Genomic DNA, 21483 nt, shown 5'->3' on the forward strand with positions numbered 1-21483 from the left:
CAGGTCGCACTTTATCCTTGAACCCACCGAAGCCCGCCGAGTCATCTTCCACCAGCTGCAAGGAATTTGCGTGACCGCCAACGAGATGGCGCGTGAGCGCAGAGCTAAGCTGCGCGAGCTCGCCCGGTTCTCCCATGTGCCAATCGGTGATCCAGCGGATCATGCTGACGGCCCTGCCAGACCACATAAAACGGAGCCTGAGCCGTAGCGCACCTTAGATGCACCATGCTACGCTCGATTTGGGAGCATCACACTGTTCTCGGTTTATCCTGCTTCTTTGGTGAAAATCTCATCCGCCTTTTCGTTGCTAAGTCAGGTGACCGGTGAAGGACTTCAGGAAGGAAAAGCTTGGAGATGTGGCTCTGTGAAAAATTGCCCCAGTGTCGTGGAATAGAAATGCCGAGTTTAGCTTGTGGGCCCACGATGCGCGGAAAAGCCGACCGAGCCTACGATGCGGTCCTGCGGTTTCTCTATAGCTGCACTCACATGCCAGGGCAGCATCTTAATGAAAAAGAGCTAGCCTCCAAGCTCAACATCGGCCGGACTCCAGTTCGCGAAGCACTGATCCGGCTCGCTGCAGAAGGAAGGATCGTATCCGTTCCTCGAGAAGGCTTCTTCACGCGGCCATTGCTCGAGTGGGCTCTGCTGGATTCCTACATCATAGCCCGCCAAATTCTCACCTTTGCACTAACGCGTGTACAGCCCCAAGCATCCCACCACTCTTTGTCCTCCGATGTGTCATCTCCGTCGGTACTCGCTCTCCAGGCGGAAACGATATTCGCGGTGATAGCGCAAGGGTCGTCAAGCTGCGAGCTTTGCCAGATCATCGAGAAATTTTGTTTTGGCTCCCATCCTCTGCGCATGGAAATAGCCGCATCAGAGCTCTCTCCTGGTTTCGAGGCGAGTCTCGCAAGGCTCACAGACGTGATGCCTCAGTTCGGCAACACGCCGGACGTGGTGAAATCCGCATTGATGAACCACTTAGATTTTGAGGAAGGAGCGATACCCGGGGTTCTACAAGAGTTCAGCAGACGACGGCTGGAAAGCTTCCCGTTAATCACGTAGACGTATGAGCGGACTGCGACGCCGTCGTCGCTCCACGTACCTCTGTTGATGCCTGGTTGATGGGCGGTGTTGGCGCGAGCGTTGTCTTTCGTGGTGGCGCGACTGACGTCCTCGGCGGGATTGACGTCGAGCATCCAACGCAAGCGGTTTTCGATCTCCCACCGGGAGCGGCTGGTGGTGAGCGCGCTCGGGCTGATTGCAGCAGATACCATAAACAGGCGCGACGCCCAGCATGGCCTCGTCGCGTAGGCTGGTGAGGCTGCCATCAGCGCGGTTGGTGCGGCGATGACCTCGGTCAGGCGCTCGATTCGGCCGGCTTCGCTTGTGCCACAACCGCCTTTTCCGGCCGCTACCAAATGATGGCAGTTGCCCTTTAGCGCGAGTATATAGTCCCGCGCGGTTCGCAGAAAGCCTCAGCCGCGGGTATGGCAGTGAGTGGCGTGACGATCTTGGCGTTCACAGCAAGCATACCCCCTCACTGATGATGGAGTTCGGAATTCAAAAGCGCCTGCTCATCGGCATACGGACCATTATCGGCCATCGCGTGCTCTGTCTTGTACAACATGCGGCGGTAAGTTGGAGGCCTGGATTAGACGGTAGAAACCTCTTGGAGATTGAGAACAACAAACGGATAGCCTGGCGCTGGCAAAAGGTGTCTTTGCGATGCGGGTCGTTGGAATTGTTTTCGCATTGTGACAAATATATCTGCCGGTACGTTTGTTAAAATAATCAATGGCTTACTTGCCTTTTTCTGAGATGGGGCCCACTCTCCAGTCTCAGGAAGGAAGCATAACAATGAACAGGGCAACTTCATTTCTGGCCAGCGGCGAAGTGTCGTCACCGACCATCTCATCGGCAATTCTTCGTGAACTCATTCTTTCGAGTGATCTCACATTTCTGATGGAAGCGCACGACGGGCTGTCGGCAGCTATCGCTGAGCGCGCGGGGTTCAAGGGCCTGTGGGCTTCTGGCCTTTCTATCTCCTCGGTCCTTGGCTATCGGGATGCCAGTGAAGCAAGTTGGACGCAGATCGTCGACATAGTCGAACGCATCGTTGATGCAACCAATATTCCGGTTCTCGTCGACGGCGACAGCGGTTTTGGTAATTTCAATAACGCTCGCATTGTCGCACGCAAGCTTGAACAACGCGGTGCCGCCGGGCTGTGCCTTGAGGACAAGCAGTTCCCAAAAACGAACTCCTTCGTCGGCGACAGACATGCGTTAGCCGATATCGATGAATTTTCCGGACGCCTCAAGGCTGTAAAGGACACCACCGGCCCCGGTTTCGTCCTCGTCGCCCGCATCGAGGCGATGATCGCCGGTCACGGTATCGACGAGGCGATTGTTCGAGCCGACGCATATGCGGAAGCCGGTGCCGACGCCATCCTCATCCACTCCCGCAAGCCGGTTGCTGACGAGATCCTGGCCTTTGCCAAGGAATGGAACAACAAGTTGCCAGTCGTGATAGTGCCGACGAAATACTACAAGACGCCGGTCTCAGCCTATCGCGATGCCAGAATTTCGACCGTCATCTGGGCTAACCATACGATGCGAGCGGCCATTGCCGGCATGCGACACATCTGCGACCGAATTCATGCGGAACAAAGCGTTGCGGCTATTGAGGACGAAATTGCCGGCTTTGATGAGCTGTTCAGGCTGATGGCCTATGACGAGCTGGCTAAGGCGGAAGAACAGTATCTGCCTAAACAAACAGCGTAGCCGCCGAAGGGCGTGAACCCGCAGAGCGGTAGTGGTGGGGGGTGCACATGCTTGCGCAACGGGCAAACCTGTTTAGTTCATCGGGGACGGCCGCGGCACGCGCGGCAGCAAAAGCAGCCGCCGATGCCGGCATGGAAATCATCGATCTCACCGCCGGAGAAATATGGAGCAACCTTGCGCCTGTCATTCGTGATGGCGCGATCGAGGCCATCAATAAGGGCATCAACCGTTACACCGAAACGATCGGCACTATGGAGCTGCGCGAGGAGCTGGCAAGGAAGATTTCGCTCGATACTGACCAGATCTGGAAGGCCGAAGAGATAGCTGTGACGTCCGGCGCCAAGCAGGCTTTGTTCAACGCCGCGATGGTGCTCCTGAACCCCGGCGACGCGGTGATCATCCCGGCGCCCTATTGGACGACGTTTCCGGCGCAGGTGCTGATTGCCGGCGGCACCCCAGTCTTCGTCGATACGCGCACAAGCGGCTATGTGCCTCGCGTTGTGGATATCAAGGCAGCGGTAACGGATCGGACGCGAGCTATTGTCATCAACACGCCCAACAATCCCACAGGCGCCGTTTATGACGTCCCGACACTGCGCGGCATCGCCGATCTCGCCGTCAAAAGGAATCTCTGGATCATTTTCGACGAATGCTACGGCGACTTCGTGCATGGGCACCACACGCATCACCCGATCGCCTCGATAGTTCCAGAGGTGCGCTCGCGTACCCTGATCGTCAACGGGTTCAGCAAATCGCTTGCTCTAACCGGCTGGCGGATCGGCTACCTTGCGGGTCCGAAAGAGGTGATCAATGCCGTTAAAGCATTTCAGTCGCACACGACTTCCAACCCCAATGTGATCGCGCAGCACGCGGTGCTCGCCCACTTGCAACGCGGGGATGGAGCCTATGAAAGCAAGCTGCGGTCACAGCTCGCCAGTGCCAGGCAGATGGGCCTTGACGTCCTTTCCTCACTGACGCGCGTCCCTGTGCCGAAAGCCGCAGGCGGCTTCTATTTCTATCTCGATCTTTCACGTCTGCTGCAGTCGGTATCCGGAAACGGCGGCCGGACAACAGCCGATGATATAGTCGATTCGTTGCTCTCGGAAGCCGGCGTCGCAGCTGTTTCGGGTACCACATTCGGTGATCCTACCGGTCTTCGTCTCTCTTACGGGATTCCACCCGTAAGGCTTCGGATTGGCTTGAGCAGGCTTGTCCAGGTTCTCAACGCTTGGCGATGACACCCGTCACTTGTGCAACGAAGAAGGGGAATGCGATGCCCATTACTGGACCGAAAAAGGCGGTCATTCTCGCCGCCGGTTTGGGCTCACGTCTGCGTCCGCTGACCGATCTGCAACCGAAACCGCTTGTCAGGGTCAACGGCACGCCGATCCTCCACAATGCCTTGCGCAACCTGGAGGCGGTCGGCGTCCAGGAGGTGACGATCGTCGTCGGCTACCGCAAAGATGCCATTCAGTACGCCTGCGGCAGGCGCTTCGGCGGACTCGAGATCAACTATGTCGAGTCATCCCTCTTCGAGCGTACGGGCAGCGCCTATTCCCTTTGGCTGGCGCGGGACACTTTGCTGTCCGGCGACTGCTATGTTCTCGAAGGCGACGTTTTCTTCGAAGAGGATGCGCTGCGCTGCCTGATGATGGCCAATGCGCTGAATGCCGCGGCTGTCGCACCTTTCGACCCTTCGATGGAAGGCTCAGGCGTTCTGGTCGCTAAGGACGGCCTAATATTCGAAGTCCGATTGAACCAAACGGCGGCCAGCCTCCTATCGGACGGGCCTTCGCTATTCAAGACGATGAATCTCATGCGCTTTTCCAGCATTGCGCTGAGCATGACGATCGTTCCGGCCCTGGACGAGCTCATCGGCTCCGGCGCGTCGAAAGCCTACACGGAGGAAGTGCTTGCTTATCTCATCGAGAAGCGCGGGCTGCAACTCGCCGCTGCACGCTGCGACGACCAAAGGTGGTACGAGATCGACAGTGTAGGTGATCTGCGAGTCGCCGAACGCATCTTCGGCACGCAAGCACTTGGATAGACGCCGTCGTTGCGGGCGAATAGAAGGTATGGGTATGTAGCATTACCTATCGATCGCGGCTAACGCAACTACAATCATTGGGAGCTTTTCTCCGGGTTCGCGATTCATCTCGCCTGTCGCTTGCAGATGCAGTGGTTCCTCTCTAACGGCATCGCAACCTGCCAAGAGACACTGGACGAGGTTGGCACGATGGGGCTCAGATGTTCGTCCAAGCGGCGTTGCCGCTGGCGTTCGGCGGCGGCGCTGCCATCGCTGAACAAGAGTGGTCGGGAAATATTTGGCGCACACGCCTAGCTTCTTTCTCTTGGCTGTAACGGTAGACCGTACGCTCGCATTTTGTTGTATAGGGTCTTTCGAGATATCCCGAGATATCGCGCGGCTTCACCGCGGCGAAAGCGATGGCGCTGAAGCGCATCGAGGATCCATTCCCGCTCATCCCCCGGATGCGGATGTGGCGCGTCCGCGTTCACGTCGCCGAGCGGCGGCAAGTGCTCGGCCTTGATCCAGTCGCCTTCGCAGCGGATGGCGGCCGTTTCGAGCACGGATCTGAGCTCGCGGATATTTTCTGGCCACCCATAGGTCATCAGAACTCGGTATGCCGAGTGGTCCACCGACAGCTTCCGGCTGCGTCGATCCTTTCGGAGCGCTTGTAGGAAGTGTTCGCATAGGAGCGGAAGGTCTTCAAGGCGATCGCGCAGATTGGGAAGAAAGACGTGACCCGGCGCGAGACGCGACTCTAGCGAGGGTATCAGCAGCCCGCTTGAGCCCAACTCAGAGAGCGGCCGCGTCGATGTCAGGATCAGGCGGCCTTCAAACCGCCCTCTCTCATTGTCGCCCAGGCGCCTGTAAGCCCCCGTCTCAATGACTTCTACCAGACGTTCCTGGGCGTCGACGTGCAGGCATTCGACGTTCTCGATCAGCAGGGTTGCTTTGCTATGGTACTGTAGCAGCCCAAGCACCTTCCTCCCGCCTTCGCTCGGGGCGAAGCCAAAAAGCGATTCGCCACTTGCGTCTTCGGAGCTGATGAGCTTGCTGCCGGGACGTCTGGCAGCTTCATGAATGCCCCTTGCCAGAAGCTTTTTGCCGGTTCCGGCTTCCCCGGTAATCAGAACCGGTAGAGCAGAAGCGGCAAGTTTTTCGATCCGTTGCTTGATTTGCTGGATGGAAGGTGACCGGCCGACGATCGAGTATTCGCGCTGCACATGCTCGAGCTGGCGCTCCAGTTCATCAATTCGCTTTTGCAAGGTGCCGACTGATTTGAAAGCCGATGTAATCTGCTCCATCGAAGCTTCGAGTGGCACCCGATCGATGGTGGAGCCTCCGATGTATCCGTCTGCCTTGGACAGTGCGGATACCTCGTACATTTGATCGGGGCTGACGATAGGGCCGCCCTCCAGGACACAAAGAGTGCCCTGTGAGATGGCCCGTATCTGACGGAAAATGATCTTCGCATACTCAGCCGCTTGCCTCAGGCTGAGCTCTGTGCGGCTTCCGACAGTCCCTCCGACGTTCCAGCCGAGATTGAGATTTATGATGTCCACGCCGGCGGTCGCTGCCTGCTGAGCTTCGGCCACAGTTCTAACATAGGCGAGGGTCGCCATATTTCTTCTCTGAGCGGCGCGAAGCATTTCAAGCTCACGCTGGAATCCCAGCCCTGCTCGCTCGATATCGCCCCGAAACCGTCCATCAAGGAAAATGGAGGTGGGGAAGTTTACAATTCCCCCGAAACCCGCATCCGCAATTCTTTCCAGTTCAGCTTCTATCGAACAGCGGGGATCGAAAGCACTGGCGCCGAAAAAAACAGGAACTTTGGCGAAAGGCAGGATTTCTGATTTGGCAAAATCCAGGACAAAGTCATTGCACTTGCGCAATGCGAGCAGGGAAAAGATAGAAGGGGCGCCCATGCTACGCAAACGCCCCGCATTCAGAGCGAGGATAAAGTCTGCGCCGCCGCGCGAGGCTGCCTGGGCGGCCATTCCTGTGCCGATCGCGGCGCCGACGAGAGTCGTGTTTGGCTTGCCAAGCGTAGCTTTCAGAGTCGCGACAATCTCCGCTCTCGCGTGCGCGGGAGCGAAAAATTCAGGACGATGGACCCCAAGATGAACGATCGGATCAGCCATTGTGAGGCTAACCTACATCTTATCAAGACTCGATCGAAGCCCTCTCTCGGTAGGACTGGAGAAATTCCTGTACTTTCACCGGCTGACCCAGTCGGACGCTTTCGATCGCTGAGAATACAAGCGCAACAGACTGCAGATTCTCCCAGACGCTGGTTGCCATCGGCGGGCCGCCATCGAGCCACTCACAAAATTGCTCGATCAACAGTGCATTCTGCCACTTCTTCCCGGGTAGCAGCGACACCTGCTGACCTTTTCCTTGCCGGCTGGCTTGTCGAAGCCGCATCGGATAGCGGTGAAATACCTCGATCTCACGATGGTCGAGGATAGCCGTCCCGGTTTCCCCTTCTACTCGAACATATTCGAAGGTCCAATCATTAAGGCCCGTGGCTTGTGCCGAAGACCCTTCATAGACACCATGAGCGCCGTTCGCAAAGTCCATCAACACTATGGCGTCTGTGTCGCCCTCGTAATCTGCCCATTCCGGTTTCCACGTGCGGGCATAGATCGACGTGCAGGGCGCCCCGGCCAGATCAGCCATGATATCCAGGTGGTGTACGGCGCCCTCGATTAGCATAGGATGCATCATTTCGTGGCGAAAGCGCCCCCAGGAATCGTAGACGCGGAAGTCTCCGGCAAACCGACACGATATCGTATTGACACGGCCAATGGCGTCGGCACTCACGAGCGCTCTCAGCGTCGATTTGTCCTGATCAAACCGGTGGCTCATCGTCACTCCCATGTTAAGGCGGGCCTTTCTCACTTTCTCGGCGATACGGACGGAGGCCTCCAAGGTGTCGGCGATCGGCTTCTCAGATAGAATCTGCATGCCGCGCGCAAGGGCTAGGTCGACGATCCCCTCGTGCAGAGCTGGCGGAATGACGATGGTGCAAAAGTCGGCATCCACCATCTGGAAGGCTTGCGCGGCCGAGGTGAAGCACTGTTCGGTCTTCAAGCCGAGATGCTTCCGGCCGATTTCGAGCGCTTTGGCATCGATGTCCACGAGCCCGACCACCTCGATCGTCCCGTCCGCCACGTTCGGCGGCAGGAACGTGTCGCACCAGCGCTCTCCGAAACCGCCAGCGCCGATATGCAGGACCTTATACGTCATGGATGTCACCTCCAGATAGGCAGGACTTGGCGCGCACGGATCAAATCCGCTCGGGGCGCACGTCGGCAGGCCCGTGCGTGTGCTCCCAGAGATGGCCGAAGCGCTTTCTGCCCTGGAGCGTCGTCTCGAAATAAGCGCCCTTCACGTCGGACCTGACCTCGGGAAGATCATGATGATGGCCCATGCCGATGGCGATGCAATCGCCGACTTCGACCTCGAAGCTGTGCAAACCGACGACGACCGTGCCCGCCCCTTCGATGATGACCCAGTATTCGTCGCAGTCGTGATAGTGGGAATCGAAGTTGGTCGACTTGGGATAGCCGACCGGATCGCCCTTTACCGGAACAGGCGTGTCGGGCGCGAGCTTGAACACCCCGCACCCGCCCAGCTCGTTGCCCCATCTTCCATAAAAGACGAGCACCTGTGCTGTGCCATCGCCGGCATCAGCGGTGAAGGGACGATCGGTCCCCTCCATGTCGAGGAACTGGCCTTCACTCAGAACTTGCGCTCCCTTGGCGCTCGTCAAGCGGCATGATCCGCGCGTGACAAGCAGGCGCTGCTTTTCGGCCGTGACCGGCATCGGCAAATGTTGATCGGCCAGGTCAATGAACTCAAACCCGGTGAGCTCACACCAGCTCGGCGGTTGATCTCCACTTCTGAAGACGGACATCTATTTCCCCTTCCTGTGGTCAGGCGGTCTTGCGGCGGATCGCCTTGAAGGCGAGCGTCTGGGACTTGATCGCCTCCTCCGTCGGCAACCGCTCCATGCTGCTTGCTCCGTAGAAGCCGTGGCATCTCGGGCAGGAATCGAGAATGAAGCGCGCGTCCTCGGGATTGGCGATCGGGCCGCCATGGCAGAGGATGATAATGTCGTCGCGGATCTCGCGTGCCGCCTTGATGCACTGGTTGATGAGCACGACGCAGTCCTCCATGGTTTTGCCCGATTGCGCGCCGATTGCCCCCCCCGTCGTCAGTCCCATGTGGCAGACAAGGATATCGGCGCCGGCTTTCGCCATCGCCAGCGCATCTTCGGGGCTGAACACGTACGGCGTAGTCAGGAGATCGAGCTTGTGCGCCTCGGCGATCATCTCGACTTCCTGCGCATAGCTCATGCCGGTCTCTTCGAGGTTCTGGCGAAAGAGCCCGTCGATCAGACCGACGGTCGGGAAGTTCTGCACACCGGCAAAGCCGATCTCCTTCAGTTCGCGCAGGAAGGTCGGCATGACGACGAACGGATCCGTGCCATTGACGCCGGCGAGCACCGGCGTGTGCCTGACGACCGGCAGAACCTCGCTTGCCATCTCGACGACGATCTGGTTGGCGTTGCCATAGGCGAGAAGCCCGGCAAGCGAACCGCGGCCGGCCATGCGGTAGCGGCCGGAATTGTAGATCACGATGAGATCGATATCGCCGGCTTCCTCGCTCTTGGCCGAGAGGCCTGTGCCGGCGCCGCCGCCGATGATCGGCTCGCCGGCGCGGATCTTCTTTTGGAAACGGTCGATCAGCTGAGAACGGGTGGGATGCTTGACAAAGGTATCAGTGCTCACGAAGGGCCTCTTTGAAGTTGGTGACCAGGAGTTCCGCAAATTCCGGATCATTGATGTGAAGGGGAACGCGGATGAGTTGCCGCTTGTCGCTGCGGCGGACCGTGCGCTCGAGCGCCGCGAAGAGCGCGCTATCTGCCTCGGGATCGTGGAAGGGCCGGCCGGGCGCGTCGATCGCCGAGACGCCGAGCTCCGGGATCAGGAAGCGGACCGGCCCCTGGCAGAGGTTCAGCCGCTCCCCGATCCATTCGCCGATCCTGTTGCACTCCTCCCGGGTCGTGCGCATCAGCGTGACCTGGGGATTATGGACATGCAGGCGCCTCGAGCGGAACTGGCTGGGCACGGTGTCCATGGCCCCGAAATTGACCATGTCGAGCGCACCGCAGGAGCCGACATAGGGTAGCCTGGTGCGCGCGAAGGCGCCGAAGCGATCGGCCGTACAGGGAAAGACTCCGCCCACCAGATAGTCGCAGACCTCGGTGGTGGAAACATCGATCCCGCCGATCAGGAGCCCGGAATCGGCGAGTTTCTCGAACGACTGGCCGCCGGTACCCGTGGCATGGAACACTAGGCAGTCGAAGTCTGCCTCCAACGCACCGGTGACTGCCTGGACGCACGGCGTCGTGACACCGAACATTGTTAGGCCGATGGCCGGCCTCTCGTCGTCGGCGACGCTGACCTTGTTAAGGACCATGCCGGCTACGGAATGGGCCGCGTTGGCGAGGACCACCCGCGAGATCCGGTTGAGCCCGGAGACGTCCGTCACCGAATACATCATGCTTATGTCAGTTGGTCCGACATAGGGCGCAACATTGCCAGAGGCGACAGTCGAAACGAGCACCTTCGGCACTCCGATCGGAAGCGCGCGCATGGCAGGGGCGATCAGCGCGGTGCCACCGGTTCCGCCGGCGCCGATGATGCCGTCGACATCCGTGCGCGACCGGATGAATTCCACCAGGGCCTCAGACATGGCGGCGACCGCCTTGCCGCGATCCTTGAGCTCTTCGGGTTTCGGTGAAGTCGGATGGAAGCGTGCGACCTCGGACGGCTGGGCATCGACATCCGCAGCTTCCTTGTGGAACTCCGACACAGAAACGTCGACCAGAACGGCGTCGCATCCTGCCTCCCGGATAAGATCGCGGAGATAGCGCAGTTCGCTGCCCTTGGTATCGCAGGTTCCCACCACATAGACTGTATTCATTGTTCTCCTCCCGGCCCCTCCTCAGAGGGCTTTCCTCGCCTCACGGAGACCGTAGTCGTCGAGGCCGCAGCAAATCAATTGGCGGGGGCCGACGATTTGGGTAGAATTGGGTAATCGCTTCTCGGGTACTCAATGCACATGCCTTCCACACCTCGCTCTATTCCGGTCGTCACGGATCTCGCCGCTAGTGCTAGCGATCAGCCAAAGTCCGTGACGCTCTATTGCCCGTCCTGCGAAGGATTAGACGGCAGCGCCTATGACACCCTGGCGCTGCTTCCGATCCACGACGCCAACGAACGTCTTCTCGCCGAGCTCCGGAACGGCGTTCCGATCGACAGCCAGGTTTTTGCGGGCGTGTTCGCCCTCGACCCGTTCCGGCGCCACGTCGACATCCTCAAGGCCCTCGAGGCCGCCGGCTGCCACGGCGTCGTCAATTTTCCGAGCGTGACCGCGATCGACGGCGAAATGCGCGTCAGCCTCGAGGACTTCGGCTACGGAGTGACGGCCGAAATCAATCTCTTGCGGACGGCTGTCGCGAAGGGCTTCGGCGCGCTTGCTGTCGTCGACAGCTTCGGGATGGCGCAAGACGCCGTCACGATCGGCGTCAGCGGACTGATCGCGGCGCGGCACGCCAACGACGCCATGCTCGCCGAACTCTCGGAGCTTGCGCATGAGACCTCCCTGGGGCTGTTTCGACTTCCAGACGCCGTTGGCGGAACGTGAGCGGGCGTTCACCCGGTAATTCGCGCTCCGGATTTTGGGTCGAAGAAATGGGCGCAGCCTTTCCTTGGGGCAAGCCAGATCTTCTCACCCGGCCGGACGTCGACCCGGTCCTTCAGGACGGCGACGACCTCGCGCCCACCGACCGTGACATAGAGCTGCGTTTCGGAACCGGTCGGCTCAACGACCACGACCTCTGCCGGAATACCGAACTCGCCCAGCTGCAGGTGTTCCGGCCGAATGCCGTAGGTCACCTCCGCGCGTCCCGTAAGCGTCACGCGGTTGTCCACCGGCAGCTCTATGCCTTCCGGCGTCTTCAGAACCGGGCTGTTCGTCAAGGCGACCGTCGCCGGCAGAAAATTCATCGACGGCGACCCGATGAAGCCGGCCACGAAGATGTTGGCCGGGCGATCGTAGAGTTCGAGCGGGGTGCCCATCTGCTCCACCCGTCCCTCGTTCATCACCACGATCTTGTCGGCCATGGTCATGGCCTCAATCTGGTCGTGCGTGACATAGACGGTGGTGATCTTCAGCCTCTGGTGCAGAGCCTTGATCTCCGCCCGCATCTGCACCCTGAGCTTGGCATCTAGATTAGACAGCGGCTCGTCGAACAGGAAGACCTGCGGGTCGCGCACGATCGCCCGTCCCATGGCGACGCGCTGTCGCTGGCCACCGGAAAGCGCGCGCGGATAACGATCCAACAACTTGCCGAGCCCAAGGATCGCCGCCGCCTTGTCGACGCGTTCATTGATCTCCGCCCGCGGCCGTTTGCGCAGTTTCAACGCAAAGCCCATGTTCTCGGCGACTGTCATATGCGGATAGAGCGCGTAGTTCTGGAACACGATCGCCATGTCCCGCTCCTTGGCGGGACGGTCGTTGATCACCTCGGTTCCCATCAGGAGATCGCCGCCGGAGATCTCCTCCAGTCCCGCCAGCATGCGCAGCAGGGTAGACTTGCCGCATCCAGACGGTCCGACCAGCACTACGAACTCCCCATCCTCGATCTTGAACGAAAGCTGAGGGATGACGGTCAGCGCGCCGTAGCGCTTGGTGACACTGCGGATAGTTACATCAGTCATATTCTGCTCGGCCTTTCTGCGAAGATTGCACCAACCATGCTTGTCACTTGACGGAGCCCATGGTCAGGCCTTGCACCAAGTAGCGCTGCATAATGAAGGCGAAGATGATGACCGGCGTCGACACCAGGAAAGCCGCAGCACCCACGGCGTCCCATTGCACGCCGTACTGGGTTCTAAAGCCGAGCATCGCGAGTGGCGCCGTCGGGCTCACTGAGGTGGTCAGGATCAGAGCGAATAGAAACTCGTTCCAGACGGCGATGAACACGAACACCGAGGTGGCCAGCATTCCGCCAAGCACCAGCGGCAGCATGATCTTTGTGAACACCTGCCATTCGCTGCAACCGTCCGAGATCGCCGCCTCGCGGAGCGTCGGATGCACCTCCATGAAAAAGCTGCGCATCAGCCAGATCGCGAAGGGGATGTTGACAGCGACGTTGATTACGACCAGCGCCTGATAGGTGTCGAGCTGGTGGAGGCGTGTCGCGATCAGATAGACCGGCACGCCGATGGCAATACCCGGGATGATGCGTGCGATAAGGATCGCCACCAGAAGAGTACCGCCCCGCTTGCTGACGTGAGCAAGCGCATAGGCGGCCGGGGCAGAAACGCAGATCACGAGCAAAACACTGACGATCGTCACTACGGCGCTGTTGATAATGTATTTCTGGAACCCGGTTACTTCGAACAGGTGCCGGAAGCCCGCGAGTGTCGGCTCGAAAATAAAGCGTGGCGGCATCGAGATCGTATCGACGCCATGCCGGAAGCCCGTCAGCACCATCCATGTGTATGGAAACAGATAGAGGAAGGCGAGCACACACCAGAAGAGGGTCAGGACCGCCTTGCGGGCCGTGCGATTGGATTTGATAGCCATTACCTCACCTCCCCTAGTGGCGGTTGACGCTTGCGCCGCGGAACAGGCGCCAGATCAGCGGTGCGCTGATCGCGAGAACGAAGACGACATAGATCCACGAGATCGCAGTGGTCCTGCCGATATCGAAGACCTTGAAGCCTGTGTTGTAGGCATAGACGCTGAGCGTCGTCGTGACGTTGCCGGGCCCGCCCAGCGTCAACAAGAAGATCTTGTCGAAGTCGGCCATGACGCCGATGATACGAAATGCTGCGGCGATCATGATGTAGGGAACGAGGTGCGGCAGCGTCAGGTAGCGGAAGACCTGGAGCGCATTAGCGCCGTCCGCCTGCGCAGCGCTCACCGTGTCCCGGTCGAGAGACTGCAGGCCCGCCAGGATGATTAGCGTGAAGAACGGCGTCGACTGCCACACATCCATGATGATGACGGAGGCCAAGGCGACAGTGAGGCTCAGCCACGGCACCGCCTCGAGACCCAAGGTTACGAGCAAATAGTTGAAGACTCCGGAATCCTGCTCATAAAGCAGCTTCCAGAAAATCCCGACGACCGCCGGCGTGATCACCATGGGGATCAACATCAGGGAGCGAAAGAGGCCCCGGCCGAAGAATTCCAGGTTCAAAAGCACGGCGAACAGGATGCCGAGAGCGCATTCCAGCGACACCGCAACCACGGCATAGATCAGCGTCACGCGGATCGCCGCCCAGAACTCGCTGCTCCTCAAAACATCAGTATAGTTGAGAAGGCCGATGAAGTCCTGGTCACTGCCGGGTATAACGAGAGACCAGCCCGTAAGGCTGTAGTAGAACGAGTAGACGAGCGGCACGCCCAGAACGAGCAGCATGATCGCCGCAGCCGGTAGCGTGAACCAGACCACCGTGCTGATGCGGATGCGGCGACGCCGGCGAACCGCCACTGCGTCCCCTGGAATTGTTTGAGAGATCGTCATCAGGTAAACCACCCGCGCATTTGCCGTTGTAAAAAGAGGGGCAGACGGGGAGGAACGCCTGCCCCTCGCGGGAGCGCGATCTCAAGTTTTGAGATAGCCGCGGCGCCGCATGAAAGACTCGACCTTGCCCTGAAGATCGCCGGCCGCCTGTTCCGGCGTCTTGATCTTCGCCACTGCCGCATTCACCTCATCGTAGATCATGATGTGGATTTGCTCGGCTTCCTTGATCGGCGGATATTCGGCGACGTCGCCCTGCAGGCCGGCAAGCACCGCAGGTCGGTTCGGAGCCTGCTTGACTAGTTCCGGATCTTTGAGCGCAGAAATGCGGGCCGGAGCGCCGCCAGACAGACCCATCCGACGAACAATGTCGGGCGATGTAAGCCACGCAACGTACAGCTTGGCTGCATCTTTGGCGCGGGAAGCGTCGTTCACGCCCATGGCCCAGCCACCCAAAAGTGAAGCCTGCGGGGTCGGCGACCACGCAATCTTATCGGAAACCTGTGACGTTCGCGGGTTGAGCAGATCGCCGAAGGCTCCGGGCCACATCATCGATTGCGCGGACTGACCGGTCGACAGACTGTTGAACATCTCGGGGAAATCCCAGGTCAGATTGCCCGGAGGGCTGACTGGCGCCAGCTTTTCGACCAGGAACTTCATCGTCTTCACGCCGGCTTCGCTACCAAAGGTCGGCGCACCGGAAGCATCAAAGTATTCGCCGCCCATCGACTTGAAGATCAGGATCCAGGTGACGGTTGTCTGGATTCCCTTGCCCGCCGGCATGGCATAGCCGAACTGGCCATTGCCAACCAGCTTGGCGCCGCGCTCGGCTACTTCATCCCAGGTCTGTGGCGCCGCGGCTGGATCCAGTCCCGCGGCCTCGTAAGCGGCCTTGTTCCACACGAAGAGTGTTACGTCCCCGATCGTCGGAAGACCCACAAGCTTGTCGTTGACGCGACCGTAGATGTCCAGGGCGCGCTTCGGGTAATCATCGAGCGCGAGATCTGGCGCACCGGGGATTTCGGTCGGAATTTTTGAAAGATCCGTGGAATAGGGCTCGATCTCATACTTCCACTGGTATGCGAAATTGAAGACGTCGAACGAACCGGCTCCGCTGGTCAGATCCAGGATCAGCTTCTGGTATTGCTCGTTATAGGACAGGTTGACGTATTCAACAGCGATGCCGGTCGCGTCGGTGAACTCCCGGCTGATGGTAGCCATTGATTCCCATACGGCACCAGTCGAGGCCAGAGCGCGGATTTTCTGCCCCGAATAGGTTTTCGGGAGCGAGGCGGCAGCATCTTGCGCGAATGCGCGGGTGAGGCTGGGGCCAAGGAACGGCAGAGCCGCCAGCCCAGCACTGAATGTACGACGTTTCATATCTCCTCCTTGCTGGAGCATCTGCGGCCCCCTCGACCGCCTCTCCTCTCGCTCCACGTAGAAGGCTTACGGCAGCCCCATGGCGGGTTCAACGCCGATGAGCACGACGATTGGGTAATATTGGGTAACAACGCCAGCGTTCGATTGAACTTTCGCGACTCTCTTGTTCGACACCCGTGTTCGGCGGGTGGTGCATTGACCGGAAAGGAACAACAGCTTCACCACATGCTGTAGCCCGGCGTCCTCCAGCAGCATTTCGCGTAACAGCCCTGGAGGAGAAAATCGCGACGCTGGATTCGCCAATCATCGGCCTTGCGGGTGCTGGGCGGCTTTCGTCCGAGCGCCAGTCGGCGCCGAAAATTGGCGACCGTTGTCTCCTCCGGGCTCCAGAAAAGCGGTTCTCTACCCGCTCAACAGCGTGCTGATGCCCCCGACCACGCCCGGCGGATAGCTTTGAGCTGCCTCGACATCGACCGCGCTCATTCAAGGCCGGATGATAGTGCCCGACGCTGTTGATGTATGTGTAATCAACAGTGATGCGAATGGCTCAAGCGGCGCACGAAATCGCGCCGGAACGGGTTCCGCCTTCCCGCAAGGATCGAGCCTTCGCCCTGGTGCCCTATTTGCGACTGCTCAAAGCGGCATCCGCGTCGAGCTGAAGACCTACCAACAGACATAACAGTACTGAAAGCCATGGCAGCAGCGCCTGCATCTATTCCGATCCCCTACCCTGCCTTGGTCCGCCGCCTAAGCTATCACCCGCCAGTGAACGTCGAACAAGAGACACCTGCTGTCCATCTTGCCGCGTCCGCGACACAGGACGGTCCAGCAGGATCCCTGCCGCCGCGGACGCAGGTCATTGAACAATATGCAGAAAGTCTCTTCCGATACTCTTTTCGCACGGTTGGCACAATCTTTGAAGCTCCTCTGTCGCATGCGCCTGGAGGTACTGACACCCATGGGGATGGATGGCATCGCGGTCGATGGAGAGAGGCAAAAAGCAACATGTCCGCGTCAGCTCACATTTACGCGAAAGCGCGTAGGCCACCACCTCCCCAAAATACGCCCGCCGCACTTTGGACCCCTTTCGGGGCGCCCGGCTGGAGGATGCTTCTGATGAAGTCACAGCAAAATGAGATGAAGGTGCTCGATCTGGACTGCTTTGATCGCCATCTGCCTTTGATTTGTGACTTGGATGGCACACTGATAAAATCAGACAGCCTACAAGAGAATCTGTTTGACGCCTTCTTCCGTTCGCCGCAGCAGGTGCTTCGCACCGTTCCACGCTGGTTCAAGGGTCTCGCGGCCTTGAAGGAAACTCTGGCGAACGTTCGTCCGATTGAACCGCGGGCGCTGCCCTACCGTGAACAGACGTTGGAACTGGTTCGGCGCGCGAAAGCTACGGGACGTGAAACTTATCTCGTTACGGCAGCTGATCAGAGCATAGCAAATGACATCATTTCTTATCTTGGCGGTTTCGACGGTGCCAAGGGCAGTGATGGCTCATTGAACCTGAGGGGTCGCCGCAAACTGCAATGGCTTCAGGAGCGCTTTCCCGAGGGATTCATCTATGCGGGCGACAGTGCCGCCGACCTGCCGATCTGGGCGGCGGCTTCCGGAGCCGTTCTGGTTGGCAACGGAGTGAAGTTCGAAAGCCAACTCCGTGAGGCTGGTGTCGAGGTCAGGACGATCAGTCCTGAAAAAAGGCATCCGGTGAAGGATTGGCTTTCTGAACTCAGGATACACCAGTGGTCGAAAAATGTGCTGATCTTCGTGCCCCTGTTTCTCGGCCGTATTGCAGACTTCCATGCCGTGCTGAAAACGGCCGTCGGCTTTCTCGCTTTCGGATTGATTGCTTCGGCAACCTATATCATCAACGATCTGGCGGATCTGGAGGCGGATCGGGCGCATGCGACCAAACGCTTCCGGGCGATCGCTGCAGGCCGAGTCAGTGTGATGAGCGGCTTTCTAGCGAGTTTACTCATGCTGGCCACGGGCATTGGGGTAGCCCTACTTTTGCACCCTCAATTCGCGCTGGTTGTTTCTGTCTATCTAGTACTGACACTGGCCTATTCATTCCGCTTGAAGCGTGATGCGTTACTCGACGTGACAGTCATTGGGGCGTTATTCACCCTGAGGATTGTCATGGGTCAGGTGCTGAACGGCCTGGCATTCTCCCCTTGGCTTTTATCGTTTTCAGCCATGTTCTTCATTTCGCTGGCTCTGGCAAAACGTCATGTGGAAGCAATGCGCGCGTGCTCAAAAGGGAAGGACGCCATCAAAGGGCGCGGATACTTGCCTGACGATTGGCCACTCACCTTGGGCTATGGTCTTGCTTCCGCCTCAGCTTCAATCGTCATCATGCTGCTTTTCCTCGCGCTCGAGCCCAGAGTGACGCAACTATATCACGATCCGGCGTGGCTCTATGTTGCGCCGCTCGGCGTGTTTATATGGCTGCAAAGGATATGGCTCCTCAGTCATCGCATGGAATTGCACGACGACCCTATCGTCTTCGCGCTCAACGACAAGACCAGCTGGTTTATTGGCGCCATTATCGGTTTGGCGTTTGTGATGGCTATGTAAAATCAGGCGATTGCCAATATGCACGAGACAACCCCTATAACTTTGAGCGCGCCCCTCGTACTCCTAACTGGAGCTGCCGGTTGGTTGGGCGGGCGGGTGACGGCCGCGTTGACGACGGGGTTGCCGGACGCAGGTCTTCTCGCACGAGGCAGTTTCCGGATAAGGGCGCTCGTGCCAATGGGAGAAGATGTATCGCGCCTGCTCGAGCAGGGTCTGGAAATCGTGACCGGCGACATTCGGGAGATGCAATCCGTCCGTGCATTCGTGGCCGGCGCCGAAGGCGCCATCTTGATTCACATGGCGGGCATCATTCATCCCAAAAATGTTGCCGAGTTTGAAGCGATCAACACACAGGGCACGATCAACCTCGTTACGGCAGCGCAAAAGGCAGGTGTGCGGCGGGCGGTCATCATGTCGTCGAATTCGCCGGTCGGCTTCAATCCTCACTCGGATCACAGATTCACGGAGGAAAGCCCCTATAAGCCGTATGCGGGATACGGCCGCTCCAAGATGCTGATGGAAAAGGCACTGCGTGCGGAAATGGCTGCTGGCAGCCCGATGGAGATTGTCATCGTCCGCGCGCCTTGGTTTTACGGTCCCAACCAGCCTCCAAGGCAAACGCTTTTCTTCAAGATGATCAAAGATGGCAAGTTTCCCATTGTTGGGTCGGGGCGGAACCGCCGCTCCATCGGCTACACTGACAATCTGGCGCAGGGCATCCTTCTTGCCGCAGTTCACGAGCGGGCGGCGGGAGATATTTTCTGGCTTGCAGACGAGACGCCCTACACCATGAACGAAATTGTCGAGGTCGTTAGCATGGTCCTGCACGAAGATTTCGGCATGACCGTCAAGCCCAACACGTTCCATCTGCCGGGCATCGTAGGCGACGTCGCAACGATAGCTGATGCCACTCTCCAGTATGCCGGCATCTATCACCAGAAAATCCATGTGCTGTCGGAACTGAACAAGACAATTGCCTGCGACATCACAAAAGCCAGAAAAGTGCTCGGTTACGCGCCGAAAATCGCGTTGCGCGAAGGCATGCGACGTTCGGTCGATTGGTGCCTTAAGAACGGTCAGGCATTCTAGTCAAGGCCTACCGAAGAATTCGGAGACCGTCAGTGTTAGTGCAAACTTCTTCCATCATCGCCAGCGCACTCGTTTCAAGTGCTATAGGATATGCCATAGGGTTGCCTGTCTCGAAGTATTTCGACAGCAATATTCGGATGCGCCTGCTTCTATCCCCGGTCATCGGACTGGGAATATTCGGCGCCGCAGGCGTTTCCATTTTTCACTTTTTACCTTTAACAGCGTTCAATCTTATTCTGGTCGTCCTCACATTCTCTGCTGTCGCACTCTGGCTATCGAAAGGTACCATAGACCCACTCCTGCGTTCGCCTGCGAGTCCCGGATTTTCCTGGTTAGCTGTTGCATTTCTCCTCTGTCTTTTCCCAACCTTCGAGATTATTCCGCAGTATTATGGAGGCAGCGCCGGCGTCGGTCACCCGATCTGGGATCATGCCAAAATAGCGATCGTAAATGAAATAGCTCAAAACGGTTTGCCTCCTGCCAATCCATTCCATTCCGAAACGGGATCTTCCAACACACTCATTTACTACTACGTCTGGCACTTCATGGCCGCGTGTTCATCCGTGATAACAGGCGCAAGCGGCTGGGAGGCCGACATCGCTCTTACCGGCATGACAGCGCTGTTCTCGACGTTTGTCGTAGCATGGTTGGCTGTGGCGCGAAGCAGATGTGCACATGCGGCTTGGTGGGTACTCCCGCTCTTGCTTGTCGGTTCGCTTAAGCCAGTCGTGCGATTTGTCTCCGGAAAGTGGCTCGACAATTGGATGGTACATGAACATGGCCTCCAAACGTGGATCATCCAGGCCCCATGGGTACCGCAGCACGTATTTTCCGGAACGCTGGCCTTGATTGCCATCATGGCATACATGCGAATTCTATATTGCAACGCTGGGCGCGATCTGGTTCTGGCAGTGTTTATGGGCGCCATGTTGGCGTCTGCTTATGGCAGCTCGATGTGGGCGGGCGGCTTCTCGCTGCTTCTCACATTACCGATTGTGGGGGCGCTGTCGGTTTCACATGTGGCAAGGGCCAAACGGCTGCTGCAAGTTTTCATTTCACTTTCGGTCACGGCTGTCATGACCGTACTCTGTGCAGGTGTGCTTATTTATGAGCAGTCTTCTATATTACACAACAGAAAAGTCGTGGACTTCTGGGTTTTTCCCATTTTTTTGGGGCATCACTGGTTTTTGGACGTTCCAGGATTCTGGCTTGTTCTGATCCTTCTCGAGTTCGGCATCATATATTTATCATTCATCATCTGGAGCTTAGCTAGGCCATTAGAGGACATTAAACGGTACGCACATATTGACCGTGCGTTTTTTGTTTCGGTGCTGGCGCCTCTACTTTGCACACAATTACTTCATAGCGTAATTATGTACAATGATTTAGGGTGGCGTGTGCTCATCCCGTCGATACTTGTCATGACTGCCCTGACTGCTGCGCTTTTCTCCACACAGATCGGCAAAAGTACGCTAATTGGGCGCCTCACAACCATGACCGCAATTATATTACTGACTCCTTCAATTTTGAGTGGCGCCAAATCTGTGTATTCGAACACCTTCAGATTTCGAGTTGAAGGACCTGAAACAGAGGAGGGCACAGCTTTCAAGGCATCTCCTGACATGTGGAAAGCTGTCCGCGAAGTAACGCCACCGAATGAAGCGGTCGCCAATAACCCGCTTGATCTAGCAAGTGTGACGCACATTCCGGGGAATATTTCCTGGGCAATTTTGTCTCAGAGGCGACATTGCGGAACTACGGTGGGTTTTTTGCGCGCCTATGCTGCTCAACTAACGCCAGAACAAGCATCAGATGTCTATAATTTCTTTGTGGATGCATTCGAGGCAACCGCTACCGAAGACCAGCTCAGAGTTATGAAGGACAAATATCTTTGTAAAACTCTTGTAGTCACGTCAAGAGACGGCTTGTGGGGCAAGCCGGTGCTGGACAACAATTCAGTCTACAAGCTTATTTCCGAGAAAAAAGGCAAATGGCGCATTTATCGATAATGCGCATC

The 21483-nt window shown here is 58.1% G+C and carries 19 protein-coding genes and 1 pseudogene; 10 read left to right on the forward strand and 10 right to left on the reverse strand.

The window, feature by feature from the left end:
- Positions 1-67: 67 nt before the first annotated feature.
- From PZN02_RS32320 to PZN02_RS29855, 6 genes and pseudogenes are all read left to right on the forward strand, one after another.
- A pseudogene (locus PZN02_RS32320) lies at positions 68-188 on the forward strand (IS30 family transposase); the annotation flags it as partial.
- Between the two features lie 166 nt (positions 189-354).
- Positions 355-1065, forward strand: a complete 711-nt coding sequence (locus PZN02_RS29835) for a GntR family transcriptional regulator (RefSeq protein WP_280663767.1) — start codon at positions 355-357, stop codon at positions 1063-1065.
- Between the two features lie 81 nt (positions 1066-1146).
- Positions 1147-1314 carry a hypothetical protein gene (locus tag PZN02_RS29840; RefSeq protein WP_280663633.1) on the forward strand — a complete coding sequence of 56 codons (168 nt, stop codon included), beginning with the start codon at positions 1147-1149 and terminating at the stop codon, positions 1312-1314.
- 546 nt (positions 1315-1860) lie between these two features.
- Positions 1861-2784, forward strand: coding sequence for a phosphoenolpyruvate mutase (gene aepX / locus PZN02_RS29845; protein ID WP_280663634.1), 924 nt, complete (start codon positions 1861-1863; stop codon positions 2782-2784).
- A gap of 47 nt (positions 2785-2831) precedes the next feature.
- Positions 2832-4022 carry an aminotransferase class I/II-fold pyridoxal phosphate-dependent enzyme gene (locus PZN02_RS29850; protein WP_280663635.1) on the forward strand — a complete coding sequence of 397 codons (1191 nt, stop codon included), beginning with the start codon at positions 2832-2834 and terminating at the stop codon, positions 4020-4022.
- A gap of 35 nt (positions 4023-4057) precedes the next feature.
- The gene (locus PZN02_RS29855) at positions 4058-4831 is read left to right on the forward strand and encodes a phosphocholine cytidylyltransferase family protein (protein WP_280663636.1); all 774 of its coding nucleotides are present in this window, start codon (positions 4058-4060) and stop codon (positions 4829-4831) included.
- Between the two features lie 290 nt (positions 4832-5121).
- On the opposite strand, the gene PZN02_RS29860 is transcribed toward PZN02_RS29855, so the two are convergent.
- Genes PZN02_RS29860 through PZN02_RS29880 form a run of 5 tightly spaced genes read right to left on the reverse strand, consistent with a single transcriptional unit; the run spans position 5122 to position 10804 of the window.
- On the reverse strand, positions 5122-6951 hold the full coding sequence (locus PZN02_RS29860) for a phosphoenolpyruvate hydrolase family protein (protein WP_280663637.1): 1830 nt from the start codon (positions 6949-6951) through the stop codon (positions 5122-5124).
- 22 nt (positions 6952-6973) lie between these two features.
- Positions 6974-8059, reverse strand: a complete 1086-nt coding sequence (locus tag PZN02_RS29865) for a Gfo/Idh/MocA family protein (protein ID WP_280663638.1) — start codon at positions 8057-8059, stop codon at positions 6974-6976.
- Between the two features lie 40 nt (positions 8060-8099).
- The gene (locus PZN02_RS29870; protein ID WP_280663639.1) at positions 8100-8729 is read right to left on the reverse strand and encodes a cupin domain-containing protein; all 630 of its coding nucleotides are present in this window, start codon (positions 8727-8729) and stop codon (positions 8100-8102) included.
- A 19-nt stretch (positions 8730-8748) separates the two neighbouring features.
- Positions 8749-9606, reverse strand: a complete 858-nt coding sequence (locus PZN02_RS29875; protein WP_280663640.1) for a phosphoenolpyruvate hydrolase family protein — start codon at positions 9604-9606, stop codon at positions 8749-8751.
- Entirely contained in the window at positions 9596-10804 is a 1209-nt protein-coding gene (locus PZN02_RS29880) for a Tm-1-like ATP-binding domain-containing protein (RefSeq protein WP_280663641.1), read from the reverse strand. The genes PZN02_RS29875 and PZN02_RS29880 overlap by 11 nt, the downstream gene beginning before the upstream one ends.
- 138 nt (positions 10805-10942) lie before the next feature.
- Between PZN02_RS29880 and PZN02_RS29885 the strand changes: the two genes are divergently transcribed.
- On the forward strand, positions 10943-11527 hold the full coding sequence (locus tag PZN02_RS29885; RefSeq protein WP_280663642.1) for a phosphoenolpyruvate hydrolase family protein: 585 nt from the start codon (positions 10943-10945) through the stop codon (positions 11525-11527).
- A gap of 8 nt (positions 11528-11535) precedes the next feature.
- Here the strand turns inward: PZN02_RS29885 and PZN02_RS29890 are convergent, their stop codons facing one another.
- From PZN02_RS29890 to PZN02_RS29910, 5 genes are all read right to left on the reverse strand, one after another.
- A complete protein-coding gene (locus PZN02_RS29890) occupies positions 11536-12603 on the reverse strand; it encodes an ABC transporter ATP-binding protein (protein WP_280663643.1) in 1068 nt (355 codons plus the stop codon).
- Positions 12604-12646: 43 nt separating this feature from the next.
- A complete protein-coding gene (locus PZN02_RS29895; protein ID WP_280663644.1) occupies positions 12647-13474 on the reverse strand; it encodes a carbohydrate ABC transporter permease in 828 nt (275 codons plus the stop codon).
- A gap of 13 nt (positions 13475-13487) precedes the next feature.
- Complete coding sequence (locus tag PZN02_RS29900; protein ID WP_280663645.1) at positions 13488-14417, reverse strand: carbohydrate ABC transporter permease; 930 nt, start codon at positions 14415-14417, stop codon at positions 13488-13490.
- Between the two features lie 81 nt (positions 14418-14498).
- Positions 14499-15815, reverse strand: coding sequence for an extracellular solute-binding protein (locus tag PZN02_RS29905; RefSeq protein ID WP_280663646.1), 1317 nt, complete (start codon positions 15813-15815; stop codon positions 14499-14501).
- A 45-nt stretch (positions 15816-15860) separates the two neighbouring features.
- Positions 15861-16049 (reverse strand): hypothetical protein, encoded by a 189-nt coding sequence (locus tag PZN02_RS29910; RefSeq protein WP_280663647.1) that lies wholly within the window; start codon positions 16047-16049, stop codon positions 15861-15863.
- Between the two features lie 861 nt (positions 16050-16910).
- On the opposite strand from PZN02_RS29910, the gene PZN02_RS29915 reads away from it, so the two are divergent.
- From PZN02_RS29915 to PZN02_RS29925, 3 genes are read left to right on the forward strand one after another with little or no spacing between them, the layout of a single operon-like run.
- Complete coding sequence (locus PZN02_RS29915; protein ID WP_280663648.1) at positions 16911-18377, forward strand: UbiA family prenyltransferase; 1467 nt, start codon at positions 16911-16913, stop codon at positions 18375-18377.
- Positions 18378-18395: 18 nt separating this feature from the next.
- Positions 18396-19466, forward strand: a complete 1071-nt coding sequence (locus tag PZN02_RS29920; RefSeq protein WP_280663649.1) for an NAD-dependent epimerase/dehydratase family protein — start codon at positions 18396-18398, stop codon at positions 19464-19466.
- Between the two features lie 32 nt (positions 19467-19498).
- Positions 19499-21475 (forward strand): hypothetical protein, encoded by a 1977-nt coding sequence (locus PZN02_RS29925; RefSeq protein ID WP_280663650.1) that lies wholly within the window; start codon positions 19499-19501, stop codon positions 21473-21475.
- The last annotated feature ends 8 nt before the right edge of the window (positions 21476-21483 follow it).

The sequence above is a fragment of the Sinorhizobium garamanticum genome (assembly GCF_029892065.1).
Classification (GTDB): domain Bacteria; phylum Pseudomonadota; class Alphaproteobacteria; order Rhizobiales; family Rhizobiaceae; genus Sinorhizobium; species Sinorhizobium garamanticum.